The 17,935-nt window shown below is 57.9% G+C and carries 18 protein-coding genes; 9 read left to right on the top strand and 9 right to left on the bottom strand.

The window, feature by feature from the left end; translation table 11 throughout:
• Nucleotides 1-379: 379 nt before the first annotated feature.
• Entirely contained in the window at nucleotides 380-580 is a 201-nt protein-coding gene (locus BM190_RS40780) for a hypothetical protein (protein WP_177237426.1), read from the bottom strand.
• A 65-nt stretch (nucleotides 581-645) separates the two neighbouring features.
• On the opposite strand from BM190_RS40780, the gene panB reads away from it, so the two are divergent.
• The gene (gene panB / locus BM190_RS32715; RefSeq protein WP_092261756.1) at nucleotides 646-1,518 is read left to right on the top strand and encodes a 3-methyl-2-oxobutanoate hydroxymethyltransferase; all 873 of its coding nucleotides are present in this window, start codon (nucleotides 646-648) and stop codon (nucleotides 1,516-1,518) included.
• Nucleotides 1,519-1,531: 13 nt separating this feature from the next.
• Complete coding sequence (panC, locus tag BM190_RS32710; RefSeq protein ID WP_092261731.1) at nucleotides 1,532-2,371, top strand: pantoate--beta-alanine ligase; 840 nt, start codon at nucleotides 1,532-1,534, stop codon at nucleotides 2,369-2,371.
• Between the two features lie 243 nt (nucleotides 2,372-2,614).
• Here the strand turns inward: panC and BM190_RS39925 are convergent, their stop codons facing one another.
• The gene (locus BM190_RS39925; RefSeq protein WP_143109127.1) at nucleotides 2,615-2,818 is read right to left on the bottom strand and encodes a hypothetical protein; all 204 of its coding nucleotides are present in this window, start codon (nucleotides 2,816-2,818) and stop codon (nucleotides 2,615-2,617) included.
• An 860-nt stretch (nucleotides 2,819-3,678) separates the two neighbouring features.
• Here BM190_RS39925 and BM190_RS40775 point away from each other — a divergent pair.
• On the top strand, nucleotides 3,679-3,879 hold the full coding sequence (locus tag BM190_RS40775) for a hypothetical protein (protein ID WP_104463791.1): 201 nt from the start codon (nucleotides 3,679-3,681) through the stop codon (nucleotides 3,877-3,879).
• Nucleotides 3,880-4,372: 493 nt separating this feature from the next.
• On the opposite strand, the gene BM190_RS32700 is transcribed toward BM190_RS40775, so the two are convergent.
• Together BM190_RS32700 and BM190_RS32695 are read right to left on the bottom strand one after the other, a co-directional pair.
• Complete coding sequence (locus tag BM190_RS32700) at nucleotides 4,373-4,711, bottom strand: hypothetical protein (RefSeq protein ID WP_143109126.1); 339 nt, start codon at nucleotides 4,709-4,711, stop codon at nucleotides 4,373-4,375.
• 139 nt (nucleotides 4,712-4,850) lie between these two features.
• Nucleotides 4,851-5,054: a hypothetical protein gene (locus BM190_RS32695; protein WP_092261729.1), complete on the bottom strand. Its 204-nt coding sequence runs from the start codon at nucleotides 5,052-5,054 to the stop codon at nucleotides 4,851-4,853.
• A gap of 379 nt (nucleotides 5,055-5,433) precedes the next feature.
• Between BM190_RS32695 and BM190_RS32690 the strand changes: the two genes are divergently transcribed.
• The gene (locus BM190_RS32690; protein WP_092261728.1) at nucleotides 5,434-5,640 is read left to right on the top strand and encodes a DUF4349 domain-containing protein; all 207 of its coding nucleotides are present in this window, start codon (nucleotides 5,434-5,436) and stop codon (nucleotides 5,638-5,640) included.
• A 539-nt stretch (nucleotides 5,641-6,179) separates the two neighbouring features.
• Here the strand turns inward: BM190_RS32690 and BM190_RS32680 are convergent.
• From BM190_RS32680 to BM190_RS32665, 4 genes are all read right to left on the bottom strand, one after another.
• On the bottom strand, nucleotides 6,180-6,398 hold the full coding sequence (locus tag BM190_RS32680; RefSeq protein WP_092261726.1) for a hypothetical protein: 219 nt from the start codon (nucleotides 6,396-6,398) through the stop codon (nucleotides 6,180-6,182).
• A 636-nt stretch (nucleotides 6,399-7,034) separates the two neighbouring features.
• Nucleotides 7,035-7,478, bottom strand: coding sequence for a hypothetical protein (locus tag BM190_RS32675; protein WP_143109125.1), 444 nt, complete (start codon nucleotides 7,476-7,478; stop codon nucleotides 7,035-7,037).
• Nucleotides 7,468-8,436: a helix-turn-helix domain-containing protein gene (locus BM190_RS32670; protein ID WP_092261724.1), complete on the bottom strand. Its 969-nt coding sequence runs from the start codon at nucleotides 8,434-8,436 to the stop codon at nucleotides 7,468-7,470. Before BM190_RS32670 ends, BM190_RS32675 begins: the two co-directional genes overlap by 11 nt.
• 75 nt (nucleotides 8,437-8,511) lie before the next feature.
• Nucleotides 8,512-9,837, bottom strand: a complete 1,326-nt coding sequence (locus BM190_RS32665) for a carbon-nitrogen hydrolase family protein (protein WP_092261723.1) — start codon at nucleotides 9,835-9,837, stop codon at nucleotides 8,512-8,514.
• 165 nt (nucleotides 9,838-10,002) lie between these two features.
• Here BM190_RS32665 and BM190_RS32660 point away from each other — a divergent pair, with 165 nt between their 5' ends.
• From BM190_RS32660 to BM190_RS32635, 5 genes are all read left to right on the top strand, one after another.
• Entirely contained in the window at nucleotides 10,003-11,205 is a 1,203-nt protein-coding gene (locus BM190_RS32660) for a hypothetical protein (protein ID WP_092261722.1), read from the top strand.
• A gap of 5 nt (nucleotides 11,206-11,210) precedes the next feature.
• A complete protein-coding gene (locus BM190_RS32655) occupies nucleotides 11,211-11,885 on the top strand; it encodes a M57 family metalloprotease (RefSeq protein ID WP_092261721.1) in 675 nt (224 codons plus the stop codon).
• 8 nt (nucleotides 11,886-11,893) lie between these two features.
• Complete coding sequence (locus BM190_RS41335) at nucleotides 11,894-13,060, top strand: S1 family peptidase (RefSeq protein WP_244550794.1); 1,167 nt, start codon at nucleotides 11,894-11,896, stop codon at nucleotides 13,058-13,060.
• A 10-nt stretch (nucleotides 13,061-13,070) separates the two neighbouring features.
• Nucleotides 13,071-14,411, top strand: a complete 1,341-nt coding sequence (locus tag BM190_RS32640) for an alpha/beta hydrolase (protein ID WP_244550793.1) — start codon at nucleotides 13,071-13,073, stop codon at nucleotides 14,409-14,411.
• Nucleotides 14,412-14,820: 409 nt separating this feature from the next.
• Nucleotides 14,821-16,113 carry a T6SS phospholipase effector Tle1-like catalytic domain-containing protein gene (locus BM190_RS32635; RefSeq protein WP_244550792.1) on the top strand — a complete coding sequence of 431 codons (1,293 nt, stop codon included), beginning with the start codon at nucleotides 14,821-14,823 and terminating at the stop codon, nucleotides 16,111-16,113.
• A gap of 442 nt (nucleotides 16,114-16,555) precedes the next feature.
• Here the strand turns inward: BM190_RS32635 and BM190_RS32630 are convergent, their stop codons facing one another.
• On the bottom strand, nucleotides 16,556-17,896 hold the full coding sequence (locus BM190_RS32630) for an LLM class flavin-dependent oxidoreductase (protein WP_092261719.1): 1,341 nt from the start codon (nucleotides 17,894-17,896) through the stop codon (nucleotides 16,556-16,558).
• Nucleotides 17,897-17,935 lie beyond the last annotated feature (39 nt).

The raw sequence follows: 17,935 nt of genomic DNA, 5'->3' as shown, positions 1-17,935 counted from the left end.
TTAGGAATAGACCGAGCTGTGCCGGTACCGCTCTGGTCAGACTTGTTGCGAGTCCGGTTCGCCCTCTAGAGCGCGTGGAAAATCAAGTGACAGAAACATCGGCAAAAATAATCGACTTCAGGACCTACAGGGCCGCCAGGCTGGCTCAGTCCGAGCGCCTTCGCGACGACATCTACTCGACCGCCATTCTCGCTGCGCTTACAGCGGCCTGTGACCTTTGGACATTCCTGGCCTGGCATCCGTTTGCTTTGCTCGGTGCGCCGGTGCCGAAGCAGGAGCCTCACGAGCATCCCTAGGTTGGCGGACAGGGAGATGTGCCCCATAAGACGATGCATCTGCAGCTCGGGTCCGGTCGAGCCGTCATTTGCAGACACTGCAATCAGCCAAGCAACGCGTGCAGATGGTGGCCCGTCGCGAGCGCCTCTCCCCGATCGAGGCGGCGGCCGGCATAGTCGCTGAAACCGTACGGGAGACGATCTCGGGTGGTGAAGTCGCGATGAGGAAGGTTTTGGCTCATGGTTGCGCGACCAATGGACTTTTTTGCATCGTTCTCCAGAGAGCTGAGGTCTCCATCATCCATGCCATTGACAGGTTTCTCCTGCCTTCTCTAGGAAGCTGCTGACGGTGTGTGGGAGCGGATACGATATGAGCCACAGTTCAGCGCAGCCTCTAGAGCGTGTCACGATTCCGGCACTACAGCAGTGGAAGGATGAAGGACGTCGTGTCGTGATGACCACCGCCTACGATGCGGTTGCGGCGCGCATCGCGGATCCCATTGTCGATATCATTCTGGTTGGCGATAGCGTTGGAAACGTCTGCCTGGGATTCGACAACACGCTGCCCGTCAGCGTGGCCATGATGAATCATCACCTGGAGGCCGTTGCGCGCACCAGGCCTCATGCCCTGCTTGTGGCGGACATGCCCTTTCTTAGCTTTCATCTCGGTTCTGAGGATACGATTCGCAATGCTGGCGGTTTTCTGCAGCGTGGCGCCGATGCTGTGAAACTCGAGGGCGGTGCCAAACGCGTCGAGATGGTACGCGCTTTGGTCGATTGCGAAATTCCTGTGATGGGACATCTGGGGCTGACTCCCCAGAGCGTCAACGTCATGGGTGGATTCAAGGTACAGGGAAGGACAACGGATACAGCCTTGCGGCTGCTCGATGACGCCCACCGTCTGCAGGAAGCCGGCTGTTTCGCCCTGGTCCTGGAGGGAATTCCTGCCGAGCTCGCGGCGCGAGCGACCGAATTTCTCACGATACCAACAATCGGGATCGGAGCAGGACCCGATTGCTCGGGCCAAGTGCTCGTGTTCCACGATGTCTTGGGGTTGACCGAGGGCCATCACCCCAAATTTGTTCGTGCCTATACAGATGGATTCCAGCTGTTTCAGGAGGCGCTGTCGCGCTGGGCTGCCGATATCCGCAAAGGTGCCTTCCCGAGCTCAGAGGAGTGCTATCGGCTTCCTTATGAGCTTCGGCATGCCATTGCCAACTGGGTGCCCTCCAATTCAGCGTGAAGCAAGGTAAGAAATGCAAGTCATTACAAAGGTCGCTGAGCTGCGCCGGGCCCTTGCAGAAGGCCGCAACGCCGAAAAGCGCATCGGGTTCGTTCCGACGATGGGACATCTGCACGACGGCCACCTGGCCCTGATCTCGGCTAGCCGGGGGCACTGCGACGTGACTGTCGTTAGCGTATTCGTCAACCCCACTCAGTTCGGCCCAAATGAGGATCTCAGCAGGTACCCTCGCGACTGCGCGCGCGATGAAGCCTTGTGCCGAAGTGCCGGGGTCTCCATCATCTTCGCGCCAAGTGCGGAAGAGATCTATCCCGCTCAATTTGAGACCTTTGTCGAACCGGGCGAACTCGCAAGACCGCTCTGCGGAGACTTCAGGCCGGGACATTTTCGTGGTGTAGCGACTGTCGTCTGCAAGCTATTCAACATGGTGCAGCCGGACGTGGCGTACTTTGGACAGAAGGATTTTCAACAATGCGCCGTGATACGCCGCATGACGGCTGATCTGAATCTTCCGATCGAGATTGTCACTGTACCAACCGTGCGGGAGGCAGATGGGCTCGCAATGAGCAGTCGCAACCGTTATCTGAGCCCGGAAGAACGTGGTCGGAGCCTTGCGATCAGCCGTGGCTTGTTCGCCGCAGCTCAAGAGTTCGGCTCAGGGGAGCGCGAGGCGTCAACGCTGATTGCGCTTGCAAGAAAGCATTTGGAGAGAGTCGATCGACTCCAGTACCTTGAGCTTGTCGACGCTGGGACCCTCAGGATTGCCGAGAGCCCTCTGCGCTATCCGGCGGTGCTCTGTGTCGCAGCGTACGTCGGCCCGACTCGGTTGATTGACAATGTAGTCCTGAGCTAGCTCGTAGCTAGATCCGCAAGCGACTGAGCTCAGAATCAGTCAAACCCGATCAGTTGGCCCTGAAATCCTCTATCCTGGAAGAACTCTCAAATGGCATCCGGAACTGCTTCTTTGCGTCCTGAACAACCGGCCCCGCGCTCGATCTCATGATGCCAGTTGATTGGGTCTGCCGCTGACACGTGGAGCGGTACGGGGCCGCTCCACGCCACCGAGAGAGCAGCCAGTGCGAGTTCGCTTTCCGTATTATATCTTCGGCTGCTCGCTCAGGCGCTCCCGGACATTCCGACCGCTTCGGGCGCTTTCTGCGACTTGGCGCAAAGCAATTTCAGAAAGTCGTACAACGAGCTGTTTGAGGCGCTCAATCTCCTGCTTACAGCGTTCAAGCTCGTGCTGTTCGGCCGTCATCACAGATGTTGTGCGACGCTGACTGCTGCCGAGATGATTCACGTAGCTTCCTTTCCGGTTCGACAAACACAGCAGAAAATCTGAATAGACCAGTCGCTTCTCTTCTCTGAGCGCCTCGGCGTCAGATCGGAGCGTTTCACATGCAGCCAACCGTGGGCTGGTTTGCTAGCTCACTCCCTGCAAAGGGCTCGCGACCAGCTTGAAGATGCAACTGCACCTTCGGCCATGCCCATCTCGCTCATGCCTCAGCTTAGTTGCAGTAATGGCTCTCAACGGGGCTGCGGAATACGCCGCCCCCGGGGCTGCATGTGAGTTGCTCTGGCGGAGACTGTAACAAAATGGCAATATCGATTAATGCGACCAGCCGCGCTTCCGCGCTCAAATCCTGCATTACGGCAGCGCCCTCCGATGAATTTTGACACGACTTCGCGTGTCCGTGCTGGGGTCCCTCAGCTACACCAGGTGCAGGATGCGAAACGCTTGGGCTTGGTTGGACGCCGCACGCTCGATAAAGCGGCAGTCCTCTGGCCGCAATAGAACCTGATGAGGTCGGCAACGAACTAGCGTCCGAACATTGGCCGTGCGCCGCAGCCGGCCAGCCAGTCCGGCGCTCATAGATGGCTGAGAATGCCGTACATGATCCCAGAGCATGATCACAGGGCGTCACCCTGGCTCTGAGCTCTGCCGATCTTGTCTGTTAAAGCGAGAGGGCGGACGAGAAACAAAAGCAGGTCGATCAAGCGAGCTGCTGCAGTGATCAGTCATCGCAGAGACGCCGGACATTGCACCGCCGTCAAAATCGGGTGACCCGCAGTCGCGAAGCCTCATACGATCTGGTCTACTTGCGTTGCGGTCCAGCACATGCCCATTATCTTCCTCGATGGGATGAGGGAGATCTCCCAATGCTGGACGGTGCCACGACCGCGCTCCTGCGCACGATCCTGGATGAGGTTTGCGAGAACGTCTCACCGTATGACGCCGGCGTCCGCGCCTACGTTGCCTCCAAAATCCTGGAAGCCGCCACCAGAGGTGAGACGCGCCCCGATCTGCTTAAACAGATCGGTCAGGAAGCTCTTTCGAAAGCGCCTACGATGTGGCGATAGATCTAGGACATGGCTTGTCATCGAGGTGAATTTCCAAGTCACAGTGCTGAATATCCTGGCTTGTTATCCAGGTTCGCGCGCCGTCATCGCCTGCTGCGTAGCGATCTGACGAGCTCGCAGGGGTGTATCGTGGTCGCAAATCTACGGCGGGCCGACGTCACACATGATGCGCGTTATCCGTTGAAGCATTGTCATCGCGCATCCTTTTCCCGCGCAGAGGACGCGGACGGCTCGCGCGTTTAAGTTCATTGTTCATTTCGTGGCCGACATTCACCGGCCTGCGGCGGTGGGCGGTGTGCCGATTGAGAATCAGCACGCGGTGTTCGTCGACTACTCGTCCAACGGGACGTTTGTGCGATGGAGACCGGCGAAGTGTCTTATCGTTGCGCTCGAGCCTTCCTGGCGGCAAGAGCGTTGATACGCTCTTAATGCCCATCGCATGCGCAGGCTCGAACGATCACACACCCTCGCATCTCGAAAGCTCAGCTCAAGATCAGACCTTGTTCTCCCGCGAAGCGGTGAGCATTCGCTTTATCCGTTCGGCTTGTTCGACGGTTAGATTGGCTGCCAAGTCGGCCCCAATCAGCGCTGGGCCCTTACGTTCCCGATCATAAACCATCCAACCCTTCCCGCCCTTGCGAACAAAGTATCTGTTTTGCGAACAAGTGCCATCAGTCAATCTTAGTCCCCCCAGTTCTTTACCGCGATCCGTCACGATAGGCCCATGCAAGCCGCCGTCCCGCATTTGCATATGTGAATCGGTTGGCGCATTCCTCGCTGCGAGCGGCTGATCGTTGAAACAAGAGAGCAGCTCGCACAAGAGGTCGCGCATCCAAGGCTCGGCGCACGCATCCATGGGCCGCAATGCCGGTGAGGCGTCGTGCTCATATTTTTCATCCGCAAACGCGTGCGAAATCAGCGTTCGGCGTCGGAGCGCCGTCAACTCACGCGAGCCGGTGCCCCGTTGCTGTTTACTCCGGTGCCAGCGCCGCAAGTGCCTTTTCGATCACTGTGATTTCCTGACTGACCTGAGCGATCGCTTCCTTCGGATCAATTCCAGTAACGCAGTTCAACTTCTGCAGTAGCTCCCGTCGATGCGACAGAAGGTTCTCTAGCGCCTTGCGCTCGTTTAGTTTCACATAGCCGCCCACAATCAATTCAATCGAAAGAGACATCGAAACTCTCAAACAAACCTGTTCTCAACGAAGATGCGTATAGCACAACGGCAGATGATGTTCAGCTCGTCGGGAGAGAATACTGACGGGTGGGCTTGTTGGAGACAGCCGCCACGCGTCCTGACCGACTATTCCTTGGCGCCTTACAAGCGTCCAAGTCTGTTTGAGCGACTAGCCGAGCAGAAAAACGGCGTATGGCGAGCCAGAAACGCCGCGGATCGTCGAAATGGAATGCTAAGGATGATATCAGGAACTGCCCTGGTCCATATTCGCCTGCCGAGCGGCTTCCGAGATGCGATGACAGGCGGCGCGTTGACCGGCGACATGCTCGCCTGATTATCTCTTCGTAGACATTGCGACGACGTCAGGAGCGTCAAGGATGCTCGATGAATATTTGGCCCGCATTCGTGCTCACCGCAACAACATCCACCGCTATCGTCGACTGCTGAAGTCGAACCTGTCGGATGTTGAACGTCAGTTCATCGAAAAACGCCTCACCGAAGAGCAGGCCGCGCTCGAGTCTCTTTCGGCCGAGACCTTTCCGCTCGCGTTTAGTCTTCGGAAGGTTGACATGCCGGCGAGCTAGGCTCGGAGCCGCGAACGACGCGCGGTTCGGGACCTCGGCGGCCGATCTGCTGACCTGCGTGGGGTGCGGGAGGGTGCCGCGGGCGAGAATGTCTGGGTCACTCTGATAGACGCCGATCGCTTGGGTAGACCTCGTCATTGTAGCGGATCGTCCGGCCGGCAAGCTGAATGGATCTGTTTGTGTTCGGCTCTTCGCCTGCCACCAAACGACCGCCGCCACCTTCCGTACGGTGGACGCGCGAGTTGTCAGAATGAACGATATCATCGCCATTGGGGCAGCGCGATCGCCACCGCTGCACGCTTGAACAGCTGCGACCCCTCACGGTGTGGCGGGCGCGTGAAGCTCGGGCAGGACTTGTCGATATTTCCACTGTTGGCTAGTCAAGCGACGTCACGGTTCGCTGCGCCCTTCACTCAGGGCGTAAAACAGAGGAGTGAGAAGATCCTGGATCGGGCGCTTAAGGCCGGCCAAGTCTGCGACGGTCGTCCGTTTGCCTTGAGGAGGTATGGTGGCTCTATCGTGAACGCGAGCCAGTCAGACTAACGGTCTCCGACGCGCCAGTCCGCGCCATGAAGCCGCGTCATCTCGCGATGAGCGCGTCTGATGAAGGCACGTTCCAACCAAAGGCCGGCAGCGAATGACGCGGCGAGCGCGAGGATGCACGCGAAATAGCTGTTCACCAGATCCCAGGCAGCGTTGCCGGCTGCAATCGCGAGGAAAGTTCCTGCCATGACTATATTGCGAATGCGTCCCACCATGTTGGTCCCGGGCAAATAGGAGGGCCGATTTTAGCATTGCAGCCATGGCGATAATCGGCGCGAAGCGGCTGTCACTTGCCGTGTTTCTGCTCAATCGGCCTTATGATGCGCCAAGGTCCACTACGACAGCTCGCCGCGTGGCGGGTCGTTGCCGCCGGGCAGGGACGAAGCTCAACGAGCAGCCGGTACGGAGCGAGCCTCGGAATAGCTCGTCCCCTTACCCTCAGAGTGTCGACCTCCGGACCACAAGTTGCGCGTTTGCCTTTGCTTCCCGGTAGAATCGGCTGCTTTCAGGCAGGCAAACCAGCTAATTACACATAACTCGGAGTAATCGTTGTTTCTCGCTACCTTTCGGGCCCAAGAAAACGCATTTCTGGATGCACTCTACGACATTGTCGAGGAATACGTTCGTAATCACGTCGAGAACCGACGGGTGTGTCCCACTGGAATCCGTCTTGCGAATTCGTGCAAACGGTCAGAGCGAAGCTTCCGTTTCCGAAACCGCTCAATGCGATCCCGTACGGATACTCCTATCTCATGCTGAACAAAGCGGAGGTGCTGCGAAAATTCGGATTAGGATCCGAACGAGATCACCGCGATCGAGGACCCTTGCAAAATGGCAGGCCGTTCGAGGCCTCAGCCAATCCCTTCCAAATCTGCCAGGCATTTTTCGATGTTGTCCTTGGCTTCGTTCAGAAGCCTTTTTGTTTCTCCCAGCCGCATGAAGTCGGGCTTCACCGGGCCAGCACTCACCGCACTCAGGTGACGGCAAATGGTCGTGAAATCGTTGGATATGTCCTCGAGAACGAAAGCTACGTTTTCAAGCGGCACCAGTTCTGAAAAGAAGGTCTTCGATACAGCGTCGTCCTGGCCGGTCGGGCCCTCGAACTTCACCTCCACCAGTGGGACCAGGACATCACGATCGTCACGAGCAGCTTTGCCCATACTCATGATCAGCGAGCTGAAGGTTGTTGAGATGTATGTCAGTCGGTCCACCAAGGCACTTCCGTACAGCACGACAGAGCCGGGATCGCTTTGCGCCTCATCCGGCTTCAAAGCATTAAGATCCTCATTCGGCATGTTCATCCTCTTCGTACAGATGCAGCGCCCCTACAGGGAATGAAGCGGGTTTGGGACTGTTTGCCGCCTCAATGGCGTAGGAGCCGTGGGCTTCGGCCTTTTTTGTCTGGACGACGGTGACGGAAAGACCTTGGTATGAATTCTTTGTCCTTACTTTCATGTATCCGGGCGCTGCAGGTGCTGGTCCATGAAAATGAAGGAGATAGTCTTCCATGGCGCGACGAACTCCAATAGCGCCCGCATTGAGCAGGCCAGCCGTATTCGGGGCGTGCACAGAGCTATGGATCGCCAGGTCAAAGGAGCGAAAAACCGCATCCACATCCGCCATGAGGTGGTGAGGGTGAGCGGCTCCAGCCAGCGGATATTTATCTCCTAGCAGTGCGGGCAATTGGCTGCGCTTCTTGCCTTCACGCTTTTCTCGCTTTTCCAGCTCAAGCAAACCGTCGTGCGTCAAAGCGAAACGAGCGAATTTTCCCTGCGTCGTTCGTTCCACAAATCGCGCATTCGTCATCAACCGGAGAATACGGCTCAGATTGGCGTCCCTGAGCTCTAATTTCTTCGCGATCGCTGCCTTCTCTATCTGGCGCGACGGTGTGTCGCGGAGCAGCCGAAGGATTGCGACCACGTGCTGACGATGCATGACCTCGCTTGGACGCGCGAGCTTGGAGGTGTTGATCGACATCTGCAGAAGGTCGTAGAATGCTCTGAAGCGCTCCGCATAGGCGGCATTCCTCGGCCCGAGCGTTGCGCTGGTCCGCCGCAGGATATCGAACCATTCTCGCAGCTCCGGATCACGCCGGCGGCTCTCGAGCGCGTTCCAAAGCCAGGCGCCGAGCGTGGCGTAGAGTCGCTCTAAGCTTTTTTCGGATCCCTCTTTGAGCAATTCCGAAACGAGGAGCCTAGCCTCCCTCGCCGTCGCATCGCCCGTCTCTATCTTTTCCAATGCTATGTCCGGCATGGGATAGACCTACATCACAACCGTTAAGAACATTTTACAACGCTTTACTCTGATTTTAGTTCCGGAATCTAGGTGTCAAGGGCCCCATTTGTAGGCAGTCCAAACGGTTTTTTGACCCAGTTCCCTAGCTGAAACCGAGCTGGGCTCCTTCAGGAGAGGTAAAATGGTACCTAGTCTTTCATCTTTGAAGGCCGTGTGGGTGGGATGTTGAACCACGAAGCTCCGCGTGCCGAACCGCACCTCAACTTGAGCTGCTGTAATCTGGTGGCCTTGCATGGTGCGGTCGTTCCCCATCGAAGGCACCAGCATCACGTCGACATCAAGCTCGTTGAACGGCGTCGCGCACACGTCGCAAAAATCAAGGCAGATGGCGACGCCGATCAAGGCGCCTTCGGTGGCAAGGACACATATGCGATCGCCCGCAGTGATGTTTTCCGCGCCCCAGTCATCGTCAGCGTAAGGGGCGATCTTGTCGTAGATCAGGCGCTCCTCTCCATATCCGTCGTAGATCCGAGCGCGGTTTACGGTCCCATGGTCACCTGCCTCGTGCCAGGTCCCTGGAATTAGAATTTCGGGCGCTTCGAGCTCATCAGCGACGTCGCGCTCGCGGATAAGTTTGATGATCCTCTCCCGCAAATCCGGGGGAACGGTCAGCTCGGGCCAGACGACCGCGATGCAATTTTCTCGCAGCGCCTGCCCGATCTGCACCGCAATCGCATCTCCCGCAGAAGGCGCCTCCAGGCTGGCGACCGTGAAGCGCTTGTCGTCATCTACGAAAATGAACTCGGGATTGAGCTTCAGCATCTTGAACAGGCAAGCTCCCATCTTCCACTTGCTTGCATCCTTGGACGCACTATGCAGCGTCCGGCTATCGACCACGTGGATGGGATAGCCCTGTATCAGCGCAGGCAATATCCGATGAAAGAGGGTGCCCCGCTTTGAATAGGCTTGCCCCCTTCGGGCAGGACGCAATGCGCTGACGCCATGCCGCGGAATGAACCAGCATCCGAGCTGCTCGATGTGCCACTCACTTGGCCCGATCGGCCAGTGAGAGCGCCGCTCGGCAAGCACGCGATCGATCTCCCGTATGAGGCCGCCCATCCTTAGCGCAGCCAGCTCAGGCGTTTCATCGGATAGCGACCACGAAAGATGGCCGTCTCCTATCGTGTCTGTGAAAGTTTCTCGCGCCTGGTCGATCCGCTTTTCGGTCAGATTGCGGTACGCCTTGTGGACGCTGCCGGGAGCACTGCGAAACAGCGCGTCAAGATCAACCAGAGCTTTCCTGAGCTCGTCCCGGCTGGCATTCGTAATCGCCTCGTGCCCTTGAGCAAGCTCTTGGGCTGCCGTTTTCCAGACCGCAAAAGCCGCTCTCTCGGTTCGATTGTCGACGGGCCCAGGCAAAATCTACATCCAAATCACGCAAGCAATATGTCTCTTCGATAGGCGTGCGTTGGTCTGTTTGCAATCAAATCGATGCGTTGCTCACATTTCTTCGGTCTCGATGTTGTTTGTTGTTCAGCCCGGCATCAATGACGTCCTCGCGGCCCGCGGAAAATCTGCGCCAACATGACCGGGGACAACGAAAAGCTGCAATATGGTCACGGCGCTATTGACGATCCGATCCGACTGTTTATCAATCTGGGCGGGAGATCCGCCGCGCGGTCAGCAACGCGGACGGGGGCGATCATGTGGAAATTCAGCCGCGCCGCGGCTTGCGTTGGCATCTGCCTTGCCATGGGCGGGTGCACCAGCCTGTACTACATTCATGACCCGCAGACCGGCGTTATCACCGCCGGCGAGCTACCGCATTTCCTCAAGTCCATAAGATGCGAGGTCGTGACCTTCTACCAAATTGAGCGCGAAAGGCGGAAGGAATACCTGAAAATCTACAAAACCCGGCCGGAAGAAGCCTTCGACAAGTATGCTCATTTCGACATCGACCCGTTCCTGTATGGCACCTTTTTCCTGGAGTTGAAGGTGACCGATACGGGCGGACTCGGATCCGGTACGGCATTCGATTACAAGCGAATTCTGAATGCGACGAGCAGCGACGTCACTCATGTCGGTCCCACCGCTTCGGCCCAGGACACCTATGACCTGATCTGGTCATTCCTCATGAAGCAGAATGCCCAGCTTGCGTCCGATAGTACTCCAGCTGCTGCCGGTTCGTCGACGTATGAACGTGGCTGCTATCGTGGAACGCCTGCCGATCTGGCCGAGCTCGAGGCTCTCGCCGAAAACAAATTTCCAGAGCGGGTCGCTTACAAGCGCATCATTGTCGATGCTTCGAAGCCGTTTGCAACGTGGTTGCGGGACAACGCTGTTCTCATCTCCGCCAACAATCTGACGCCAGCTATGCCGTCGGAGAGCGCGGAGCCAGCGCAAATGACCTATACTTTCTCGGTTCAGGTGACCGGCGGCATCGAGGCAAAGTACTCCCTCACTTCGGCGCGTTGGACCCCCGCTGCAGTCCAAGCTTCCGCCTCCGCGCAGCAGTTCAGCAATCTCGGGATTTATATCAACGGTCCGAATGCGGTCCTCGCCAATGGAGCCAAATCCGGCTCGGCAGGCTACGCGGCAAGAACGCCGCCGCTCGGATCAAAAGACAATCCCATTTATACCGCGCCCTTGCCAGGCGGTGAGAAATCGCAGGAATTCCCGGGAGGGGCGGGATCTGGCGGCCGCCGTAGCGGGGGCGGACCTCGGACCAATGGTTTCATTGTGGCGCCGGTGCCGGTCTTCCCGCCGAGCCCAACTCCGACGCAGTAAAAAGTATGTTTAGCCCCTGCCTACCCAGACTTGTACTGCTGCTCGCGCTCTTGTTCTCCTGGAGCGCGAATGCACAGCCAGCGCTTCCTTCGGGCGTGTCCGAAGTGGAGTTATTCGGAACGGTCATCCGCGGCTCGAAATGGGACATCAAGGAAATCCCAGTCTGCTGGGAAAACCTCAAAGCGCAGGACGGTAAGTATGCCGAGCTTGTTCGGAAAGCCGTTGCCGAGACTTGGGAGACGGCGGCGCAAGGGGGCGTCCGGTTTGCAAAGACGTGGCCGGCCTGTACCGATGGCGCGCCAGGCGTTCATGTGCGCATAGCCGACGAGGGGGCTCACACCGACGTTGTCGGAAAATACCTGGACGGCAAGCCCTCGGGGATGACGCTCAATTTCAGTTTCCAGCATTGGAGCAAAGGCTGCCAAAACAAGCGCGAATTTTGCATTCGCGCAGTAGCAGTCCATGAATTCGGACATGCACTTGGCTTCACGCATGAGCAGAATCGTGATGATGCTCCGGAGCAGTGCCGCAACGAAAAAGCGTCAGGCTCAGTCGGCGATTACAAAGTCACCAAATACGATCCCGATTCAATCATGAACTATTGTAATTCAGCATGGAACGGAAACGGACAATTAAGCCCTCTCGATATCGCCGCTGTCAGGACGTTCTATCCGTCCTGACATTTGGCATGCTTACATTGACGTTCGCGCCGGCGCGGGCGGACCGTGCAGCGGTCCAGATTGCCGCGCGGTACAACGTCAGGACGGTTCACGTCCAGTTCGTTGGCGTGATGTTCAACGGCAAGCAGGAAGTCGGTGGTGGCTCTGGGCTACTGATCGGCGATAGCCTGGTGCTGACCAACAGTCATGTGATCGGACGCGAGGAGAACTACAAGACGTTCGAGGTCGATGCCCGGCTCGGATCTCGCAATGCGAATCCGATTAAGGTCATGGCCGTGCATCGAGACGATACCCGAGACTTGGCGCTCCTCGAACTGGGGCAGCCCGCGGGAAATAGCGGGGGTGCCTCGCGGTGTCCGATGCCCGTGATCGACGACAAACAGCAGGCTCCGATGGGCACCCAGCTGTATCTGCTCGGCTATCCTCTTGATCTGGATCTCAGCATATCGAGCGGCCTGATCAGCAACCAAAACAACCCCAATGGCCGGTGGCAAACCGATACGGTGATGAATGTCGGCAACAGCGGCGGACCGGCTTTCAATGAGTTCGGCGCACTGCTTGGGATCGCGGTCGGTGGTATCATCAAGTGGAATGAGGCACAAGTTTCGGGTGTCAACTTCATCATCCCCGCGACCGTGATCACGGCAAGCCCACTTTACAACATGATCGCCGCCATTCCCCAGCCGTCCGTTTGCTGGACGAAATGGGTCGACACAACAATCTCGTTTGAGAACTGGAGCAAGCTGAACTCCACGCATGTGCAGACGCAAGCCAACGCTGGCGTGAAGATCCCCGAGATTCTAGCTGGAGCAATCCACACCCTCGTGCCGGAAGACCGCCGCCTCATCGTGAACGTGCCTGTATCGCAGCTTGTCGAGCCGAAGCAGATCGATCGCTCGTATACGGTCGACAAGACCAAGGACGATCACCCGGTCGTGTTTGCCGAGCACTCGGCGGACTATACCCAGACCTTCCCTGCTGAGCCTGGCTACCGGATCACGGGATGCAAATGGCATGTCGAAACTGCAAACGGGGCCAGCAATATCGCTTGTGCGATCAACGACGGCGGAGCGCAGGCGCGCTTCACCTACAAGCTCACCAGCGGCCCCGCTGTGGACAGGTACCGCGGATGGCTGGGTGCCACGGTTAATGTGTCTCAGGTTCTCGCGAAGTAGTTGTCAATAGATGGTCATGCTAACATCGCAATTTCAGCCGGCAAATAATCTGCAACCGATCCGGCGGGTGTTCCGGCGGCTCCGGACAGTATTCATCGTCCTGTTCTGCGCGCTTGGGACCGGTTGCGCCCATCAGGGCCTGGTCTCCCAGCCGATCAAGCCGCACGTCCACAAGGCTCCCCAGAAACATAGGAGCGCGTTCAAGAGATTCGGCTACCGCTACGGTCCTGGATACTACCACGATGTGCGGCGGCACTATCGTGGCCATTGGCGGTGGCCGACAACCGGTGAGGCAAGCGAGGAGGCACCTGCCGGCAAAAGTACCACCGGAGCCGAGGTGGTGGTCGACAAACCCGCGATCAAAGGCGTGGTGCCGGTCTACTTTGCCACGGACCGAGAGGTAGCCGGCGGACCAAGTCTGGAATTAAGCCAGATCTCCTATGCTCGCGCCGCTTCGAATACCTTTGGATATGTAACCGTCAGTATTCCGATCGTTCACAAAATGGGCGAAGTCGAAATTCCCGGAACTAGCTGGCGGGGAACCGAGGCGGAGCAGGACGGAAAACACTTCCGAATCCAGAAGCTCAATCGGCTCTCGCGGGAAGAGTTTGCCGCCGCTATAGCTAATCCGGCCGATAGCCTGATGCTCTTCGTGCACGGCTACAATGTTACGTTTCGAGATGCTGCTTTCAAGGCTGCTCAAATTGCTTTTGACGCGAACTACAAAGGACGTGTCATGATGTATTCATGGCCCTCTAAGGGCGGACTGACGGATTACGACTACGACCGCGAGAGTGCTCTGTACGCCCCGGATGGACTGTTCGACCTTCTCCAACTCATCAAGAAGGAGGGAAAGGTCTCAAGGATCATCGTGATCGCGCATAGCCTGGGTAGCGAAGTCGTCTTAGGCGCGTTGCAGCAAGCTGCGCTAAGCCAGGCCACGCTCGGGATTACCGAGTTGATTTTTGCCGCTCCCGACGTGGATCGCGACGTTTATCTGCAGCGGGCCAGCCAGATCAAGGCCGCGGCGGGCGCGGTGACTCTGTACGCGTCCTCGACGGACCTCGCATTGCTGGCTTCTATGAAGAAAGCGCAATCCAAATCGCGGATGGGGTTCGTGACCAAGAACGGGCCCACTCTAGTGCCAGGTATCGAAACGATCGATGTTTCCGCGGTGGGCAGCGAAATGTTCGCTCTCAACCATAGTACGTATTCTACCAGCCGCGCGGTTCTCGACGACATAGGCCGGATCATCTCTTCTTCGACGCATCTTAGACCCCCGCAGCGGACCCCGACCTTTCGATCGATGCCTGATGATTCCAACACGACTTATTGGATGTATCCCTATTAAGACCTGGCACTTCGGCTGTTTGCAAGAGCCGAAAAGTGTTTGATTGCTGCACACGACAGTCCCGACATCTGTTCGGAGTTGTCCTCCTCTCTAAAGCTGCTCAAGTTACTATGTGCAGACAGCCTGCCTCGGGCCGCTTCGCGGCGAATGATGCCTTCGTCGCGCCGAAAGGCTGCGTTGATTGCTCTAAACGGCACGTATAGCACACCAGATTCCTACTAATAAGAACGAAGCCGTTATTGATTCACTGCGACCTCTCCATTGCAATCGAACAATCTGTGAGGCTCGGGGGCAATCAGAAACGGGTTTGGGCTACGACAGCTGCTGCATTGCTTGCGTTGCCGAATCCAATAGGCCCGAGCGGGCTAAGTAGGTTTCCATAGACATTGGGCTGTTTGGGAGGGGGCAAATGAAGCGCTTCGTGAAAATTGTAGAGAGGGTCGTCGGTTATTCGATCCTTGTCGGAATGATCGTTGCTGTCCTCGTGATCGTCGGCCAACCACAGACCACTGGCGGAAGCCAGGAGGCGTTCTCCGGCCCGTCCAATCAGAGAAAGAGGCTCGCGATTTTTCTCGACGGCACCTGGAATGCGGTGAACAGCAACACCAACGTGTGGCGCATGAGAGCCTTGTGCGCTCCCAAGGATGCTGCCGGAACGCCGCAACTGATCTATTATGAGGTCGGAGTGAATGGCTTTCTTGGCGGGGTCTTTGGCAAAGGCCTCGATGAGAACATACGGCTTGCCTACGAGTGGCTCGTCGAGAACTACAATGACGGGGATGAGATATTCATCTTTGGGTTCAGTCGCGGAGCTTACACCGCGCGAAGTCTGGCCGGCTTGATCGCAAAGCTTGGAATTTTGAAGCCGGGCTCGCCCATCGGCATCACTCAGTTGTATGACCGTTATAAGCGCGGGAACGAGGAGACGATCTGGCAGCTAGCCGAGCTGCAGAGCACGGGAGCCCTTAAGAATATTACGACCGAAGAGCGCTGGTTGCTGAAGTACTCGCAACGGGCTGACGTGAAGATGGTCGGAGTCTGGGACACGGTCGGCTCGCTCGGCCTTAAGGCGTTTAGCATCGAGGGAATTAGCAGGTCGACCTTCGATTTCCTCGAAACAGGCCTTCGGATCCATATCCTCAATGGATACCATGCTCTCGCTATCGATGAACATCGCGGCGACTTCGCGCCGACGCTCTGGAGCGTCCGCCATCCGAAGGATCCCAAGGCCGTCATCGCGGCTGCCAGGCCCATCTCCGGCGTCGAGCAACGCTGGTTCGTCGGCGCCCACGCCAACGTTGGAGGCGGATACGCGACCGACCTATTGCCTCAGGCGCCGCTGCGCTGGATTATGAAGAAGGCGCAGTTGCAAGGACTCGCATTCCGAAGTGAGGTGGATCTGGACGGTGACGGACTGTCGGCGCCGCTTGCAGATTCCTACAAAGAGTTTGCCTCCGGTCTATACTCGAGGGTCACCAAGCCGCTCTATCGGACGATCGGTCAGGAGCCCGACGTCCGAGACAACGGCGCCCACGTGAATGTGAACGAGACGATCGACAAATCGGTTTTCGACCGCTGGCGGACGGATACGTCCTACCGTCCGAGGAATCTCGTCGAATGGGCCGACCGGAAACACGTGGACCCATCCAATCTGACGAGTTCTGTTCGCGCGGACGACCCGGCTGTCGTCGCTCCGGATTGAGAAGTGCGACGTGATCTGACGTAGAGGCCGTCATCGAGCAGCTGGTGACGGTAGGCTACAAGGGAGTTGAATCGATCCGGTGCGTTCGCTATTCCCGGCTCCGCCAAAATGAGGGGCGCGAACAAACCCGCTTCGCAGCGGCGTGAATTCCGTCACGAAAGAGCCGATGGAGGTCGCGGCGAAGCCGACCAGCAAATCGGTTAAAGCGTCACTGCTCAAGGTTGCCAAAGAGGCATTCGCGGTATGACGAGGTCGCCGGCTCCGCATTGCAACCCTAGACGAGACTGTCGGCAAAGGCCGAGGCAACGTTCCAGAGAGCCAAACGGGTTCCACGACGAAAAAAGACCAGCGAAGTCTGCCACCCCGCTATTGAAAGACGGCCGCAACGCTAAAGCCGATCATGTCCTGCGAGAGATGCCGGCGACGTAAGCGACTGAGGCCATCACGCGATCGCCTGAATTGAGCTGGCGAATATGCTCTCCGGACGGCTCAGCCCGTAATGCTCGCGCAGTGTCGTGCCAGTGTAGTCGTGACGGAACAGGCCGCGCTTGCGCAGGATAGGCACGACCTGCTCGGCGAATAGGTCGAAGCCGCCGGGCAGCCATGGCGGCATGACGTTGAAGCCATCGGCGGCACCGTTCTCGAACCAGGTCTGGATGTTGTCGGCGATCTTTTCCGGAGGGCCGGCAATCACCCAATGGCCGCGGGCGCCGGCGAGGCGCTCCACGAGCTGACGGACCGTCGGCTTCTCGCGATCGACGATGTCGACCACGAGCTTGAAGCGGCTGGCGACGCCATGTGCGCCATTGGTGTCGATCAGGTGACGCGGGAAGGGACTGTCGAGATCAAAGCCAGTGAGATCCAGACCGGTCATCTGGCTCAGCTGGGTCAGCGAGAATTCCGGCTGAATTAGCGCGTTGAACTCCTCCTGCAGCCGGTCGGCCTCGATCTGCGTGCTGGCGATGAAGGGAGATATGCCGGGCAAGATCTTGATCTGATCGGGATTGCGCTCGAAGGCGCGCGCCTGTCGCTTGATGTGGGCATAGAACTCCTGCGCGCTCGCAAGCGTCTGATGCGCGGTGAAGACGGCTTCGGCGAAGCGCGCCGCAAAGGCGCGTCCGTCGTCGGACGAGCCGGCCTGAACGTAGACAGGACGCCCCTGCGGCGTCCGGGATACATTGAGCGGGCCGCGTACGCGGAAATGTTTGCCGATGTGATCGATGGAGTGGATCTTGCTGGTTTCGGCGAAGATGCCCGAAACCGGGTCGTTGACCAGCGCATCGTCTTCCCAGCTATCCCATAGCCTGGTGATGACATCGAGATACTCCCGCGCCCGCTCATAGCGCTCATGGTGAGGCGGATGCTCCGGCAGACCGAAATTCTGCGCGGCCTGCGGTGAGCTCGTCGTAACGATATTCCAGCCGGCCCGGCCGGCGCTGATGTGATCCAGCGAGGCAAACAGCCGCGCCAAATTGTAGGGTTCGGAGTACGTCGTTGACGCGGTCGCGATCAGCCCGATCCGTTTCGTGGCCGAGGCGATCGCGGTGAGAAGCGTGATCGGCTCGAGCCGAAACCGTTGCGCATAGCGGACATTGTCTGCCAGCGCAGGCCCGTCGGCGAAGAACACCGCATCGAACTTGTGCGCTTCAGCTCGCTGCGCCAGCTCTTGATAGTAGGTGACGTCGAGAATGCGATCGGTGGTCGACGCCTTGTGGCGCCACGCGGCCTCGTGATGGCCGTCCGGATAGATGAAGAAATTCAGGGATAGTTGCCGCTTGCTCATGTCTGTCTCGTGAATGATCGGTCGATATCGGATGCGTGT

This window comes from Bradyrhizobium sp. Rc3b (genome assembly GCF_900114915.1).
In the GTDB taxonomy this organism is placed as follows: domain Bacteria; phylum Pseudomonadota; class Alphaproteobacteria; order Rhizobiales; family Xanthobacteraceae; genus Bradyrhizobium.
Note: the sequence above shows the minus strand (reverse complement) of the source record. Positions and strands in the feature narration are given on the sequence as shown.

What these genes read in the sequence shown, in the direction of transcription:
- panB (WP_092261756.1), top strand. Translation starts at nt 646, where the DNA reads ATGAGCCACAGTTCAGCGCAGCCTCTAGAGCGTGTCACGATTCCGGCA.
- BM190_RS32660 (WP_092261722.1), top strand. Translation starts at nt 10,003, where the DNA reads ATGACCGGGGACAACGAAAAGCTGCAATATGGTCACGGCGCTATTGAC.
- BM190_RS41335 (WP_244550794.1), top strand. Translation starts at nt 11,894, where the DNA reads ATGCTTACATTGACGTTCGCGCCGGCGCGGGCGGACCGTGCAGCGGTC.
- BM190_RS32670 (WP_092261724.1), bottom strand. Translation starts at nt 8,436, where the DNA reads ATGCCGGACATAGCATTGGAAAAGATAGAGACGGGCGATGCGACGGCG.
- BM190_RS32700 (WP_143109126.1), bottom strand. Translation starts at nt 4,711, where the DNA reads ATGCGCGACCTCTTGTGCGAGCTGCTCTCTTGTTTCAACGATCAGCCG.
- BM190_RS32675 (WP_143109125.1), bottom strand. Translation starts at nt 7,478, where the DNA reads ATGCCGAATGAGGATCTTAATGCTTTGAAGCCGGATGAGGCGCAAAGC.
- BM190_RS32690 (WP_092261728.1), top strand. Translation starts at nt 5,434, where the DNA reads ATGCTCGATGAATATTTGGCCCGCATTCGTGCTCACCGCAACAACATC.
- BM190_RS40775 (WP_104463791.1), top strand. Translation starts at nt 3,679, where the DNA reads ATGCTGGACGGTGCCACGACCGCGCTCCTGCGCACGATCCTGGATGAG.
- BM190_RS32655 (WP_092261721.1), top strand. Translation starts at nt 11,211, where the DNA reads ATGTTTAGCCCCTGCCTACCCAGACTTGTACTGCTGCTCGCGCTCTTG.
- BM190_RS32695 (WP_092261729.1), bottom strand. Translation starts at nt 5,054, where the DNA reads ATGTCTCTTTCGATTGAATTGATTGTGGGCGGCTATGTGAAACTAAAC.
- BM190_RS40780 (WP_177237426.1), bottom strand. Translation starts at nt 580, where the DNA reads ATGGATGATGGAGACCTCAGCTCTCTGGAGAACGATGCAAAAAAGTCC.
- BM190_RS32680 (WP_092261726.1), bottom strand. Translation starts at nt 6,398, where the DNA reads ATGGTGGGACGCATTCGCAATATAGTCATGGCAGGAACTTTCCTCGCG.
- panC (WP_092261731.1), top strand. Translation starts at nt 1,532, where the DNA reads ATGCAAGTCATTACAAAGGTCGCTGAGCTGCGCCGGGCCCTTGCAGAA.
- BM190_RS32635 (WP_244550792.1), top strand. Translation starts at nt 14,821, where the DNA reads ATGAAGCGCTTCGTGAAAATTGTAGAGAGGGTCGTCGGTTATTCGATC.
- BM190_RS32630 (WP_092261719.1), bottom strand. Translation starts at nt 17,896, where the DNA reads ATGAGCAAGCGGCAACTATCCCTGAATTTCTTCATCTATCCGGACGGC.
- BM190_RS32640 (WP_244550793.1), top strand. Translation starts at nt 13,071, where the DNA reads ATGGTCATGCTAACATCGCAATTTCAGCCGGCAAATAATCTGCAACCG.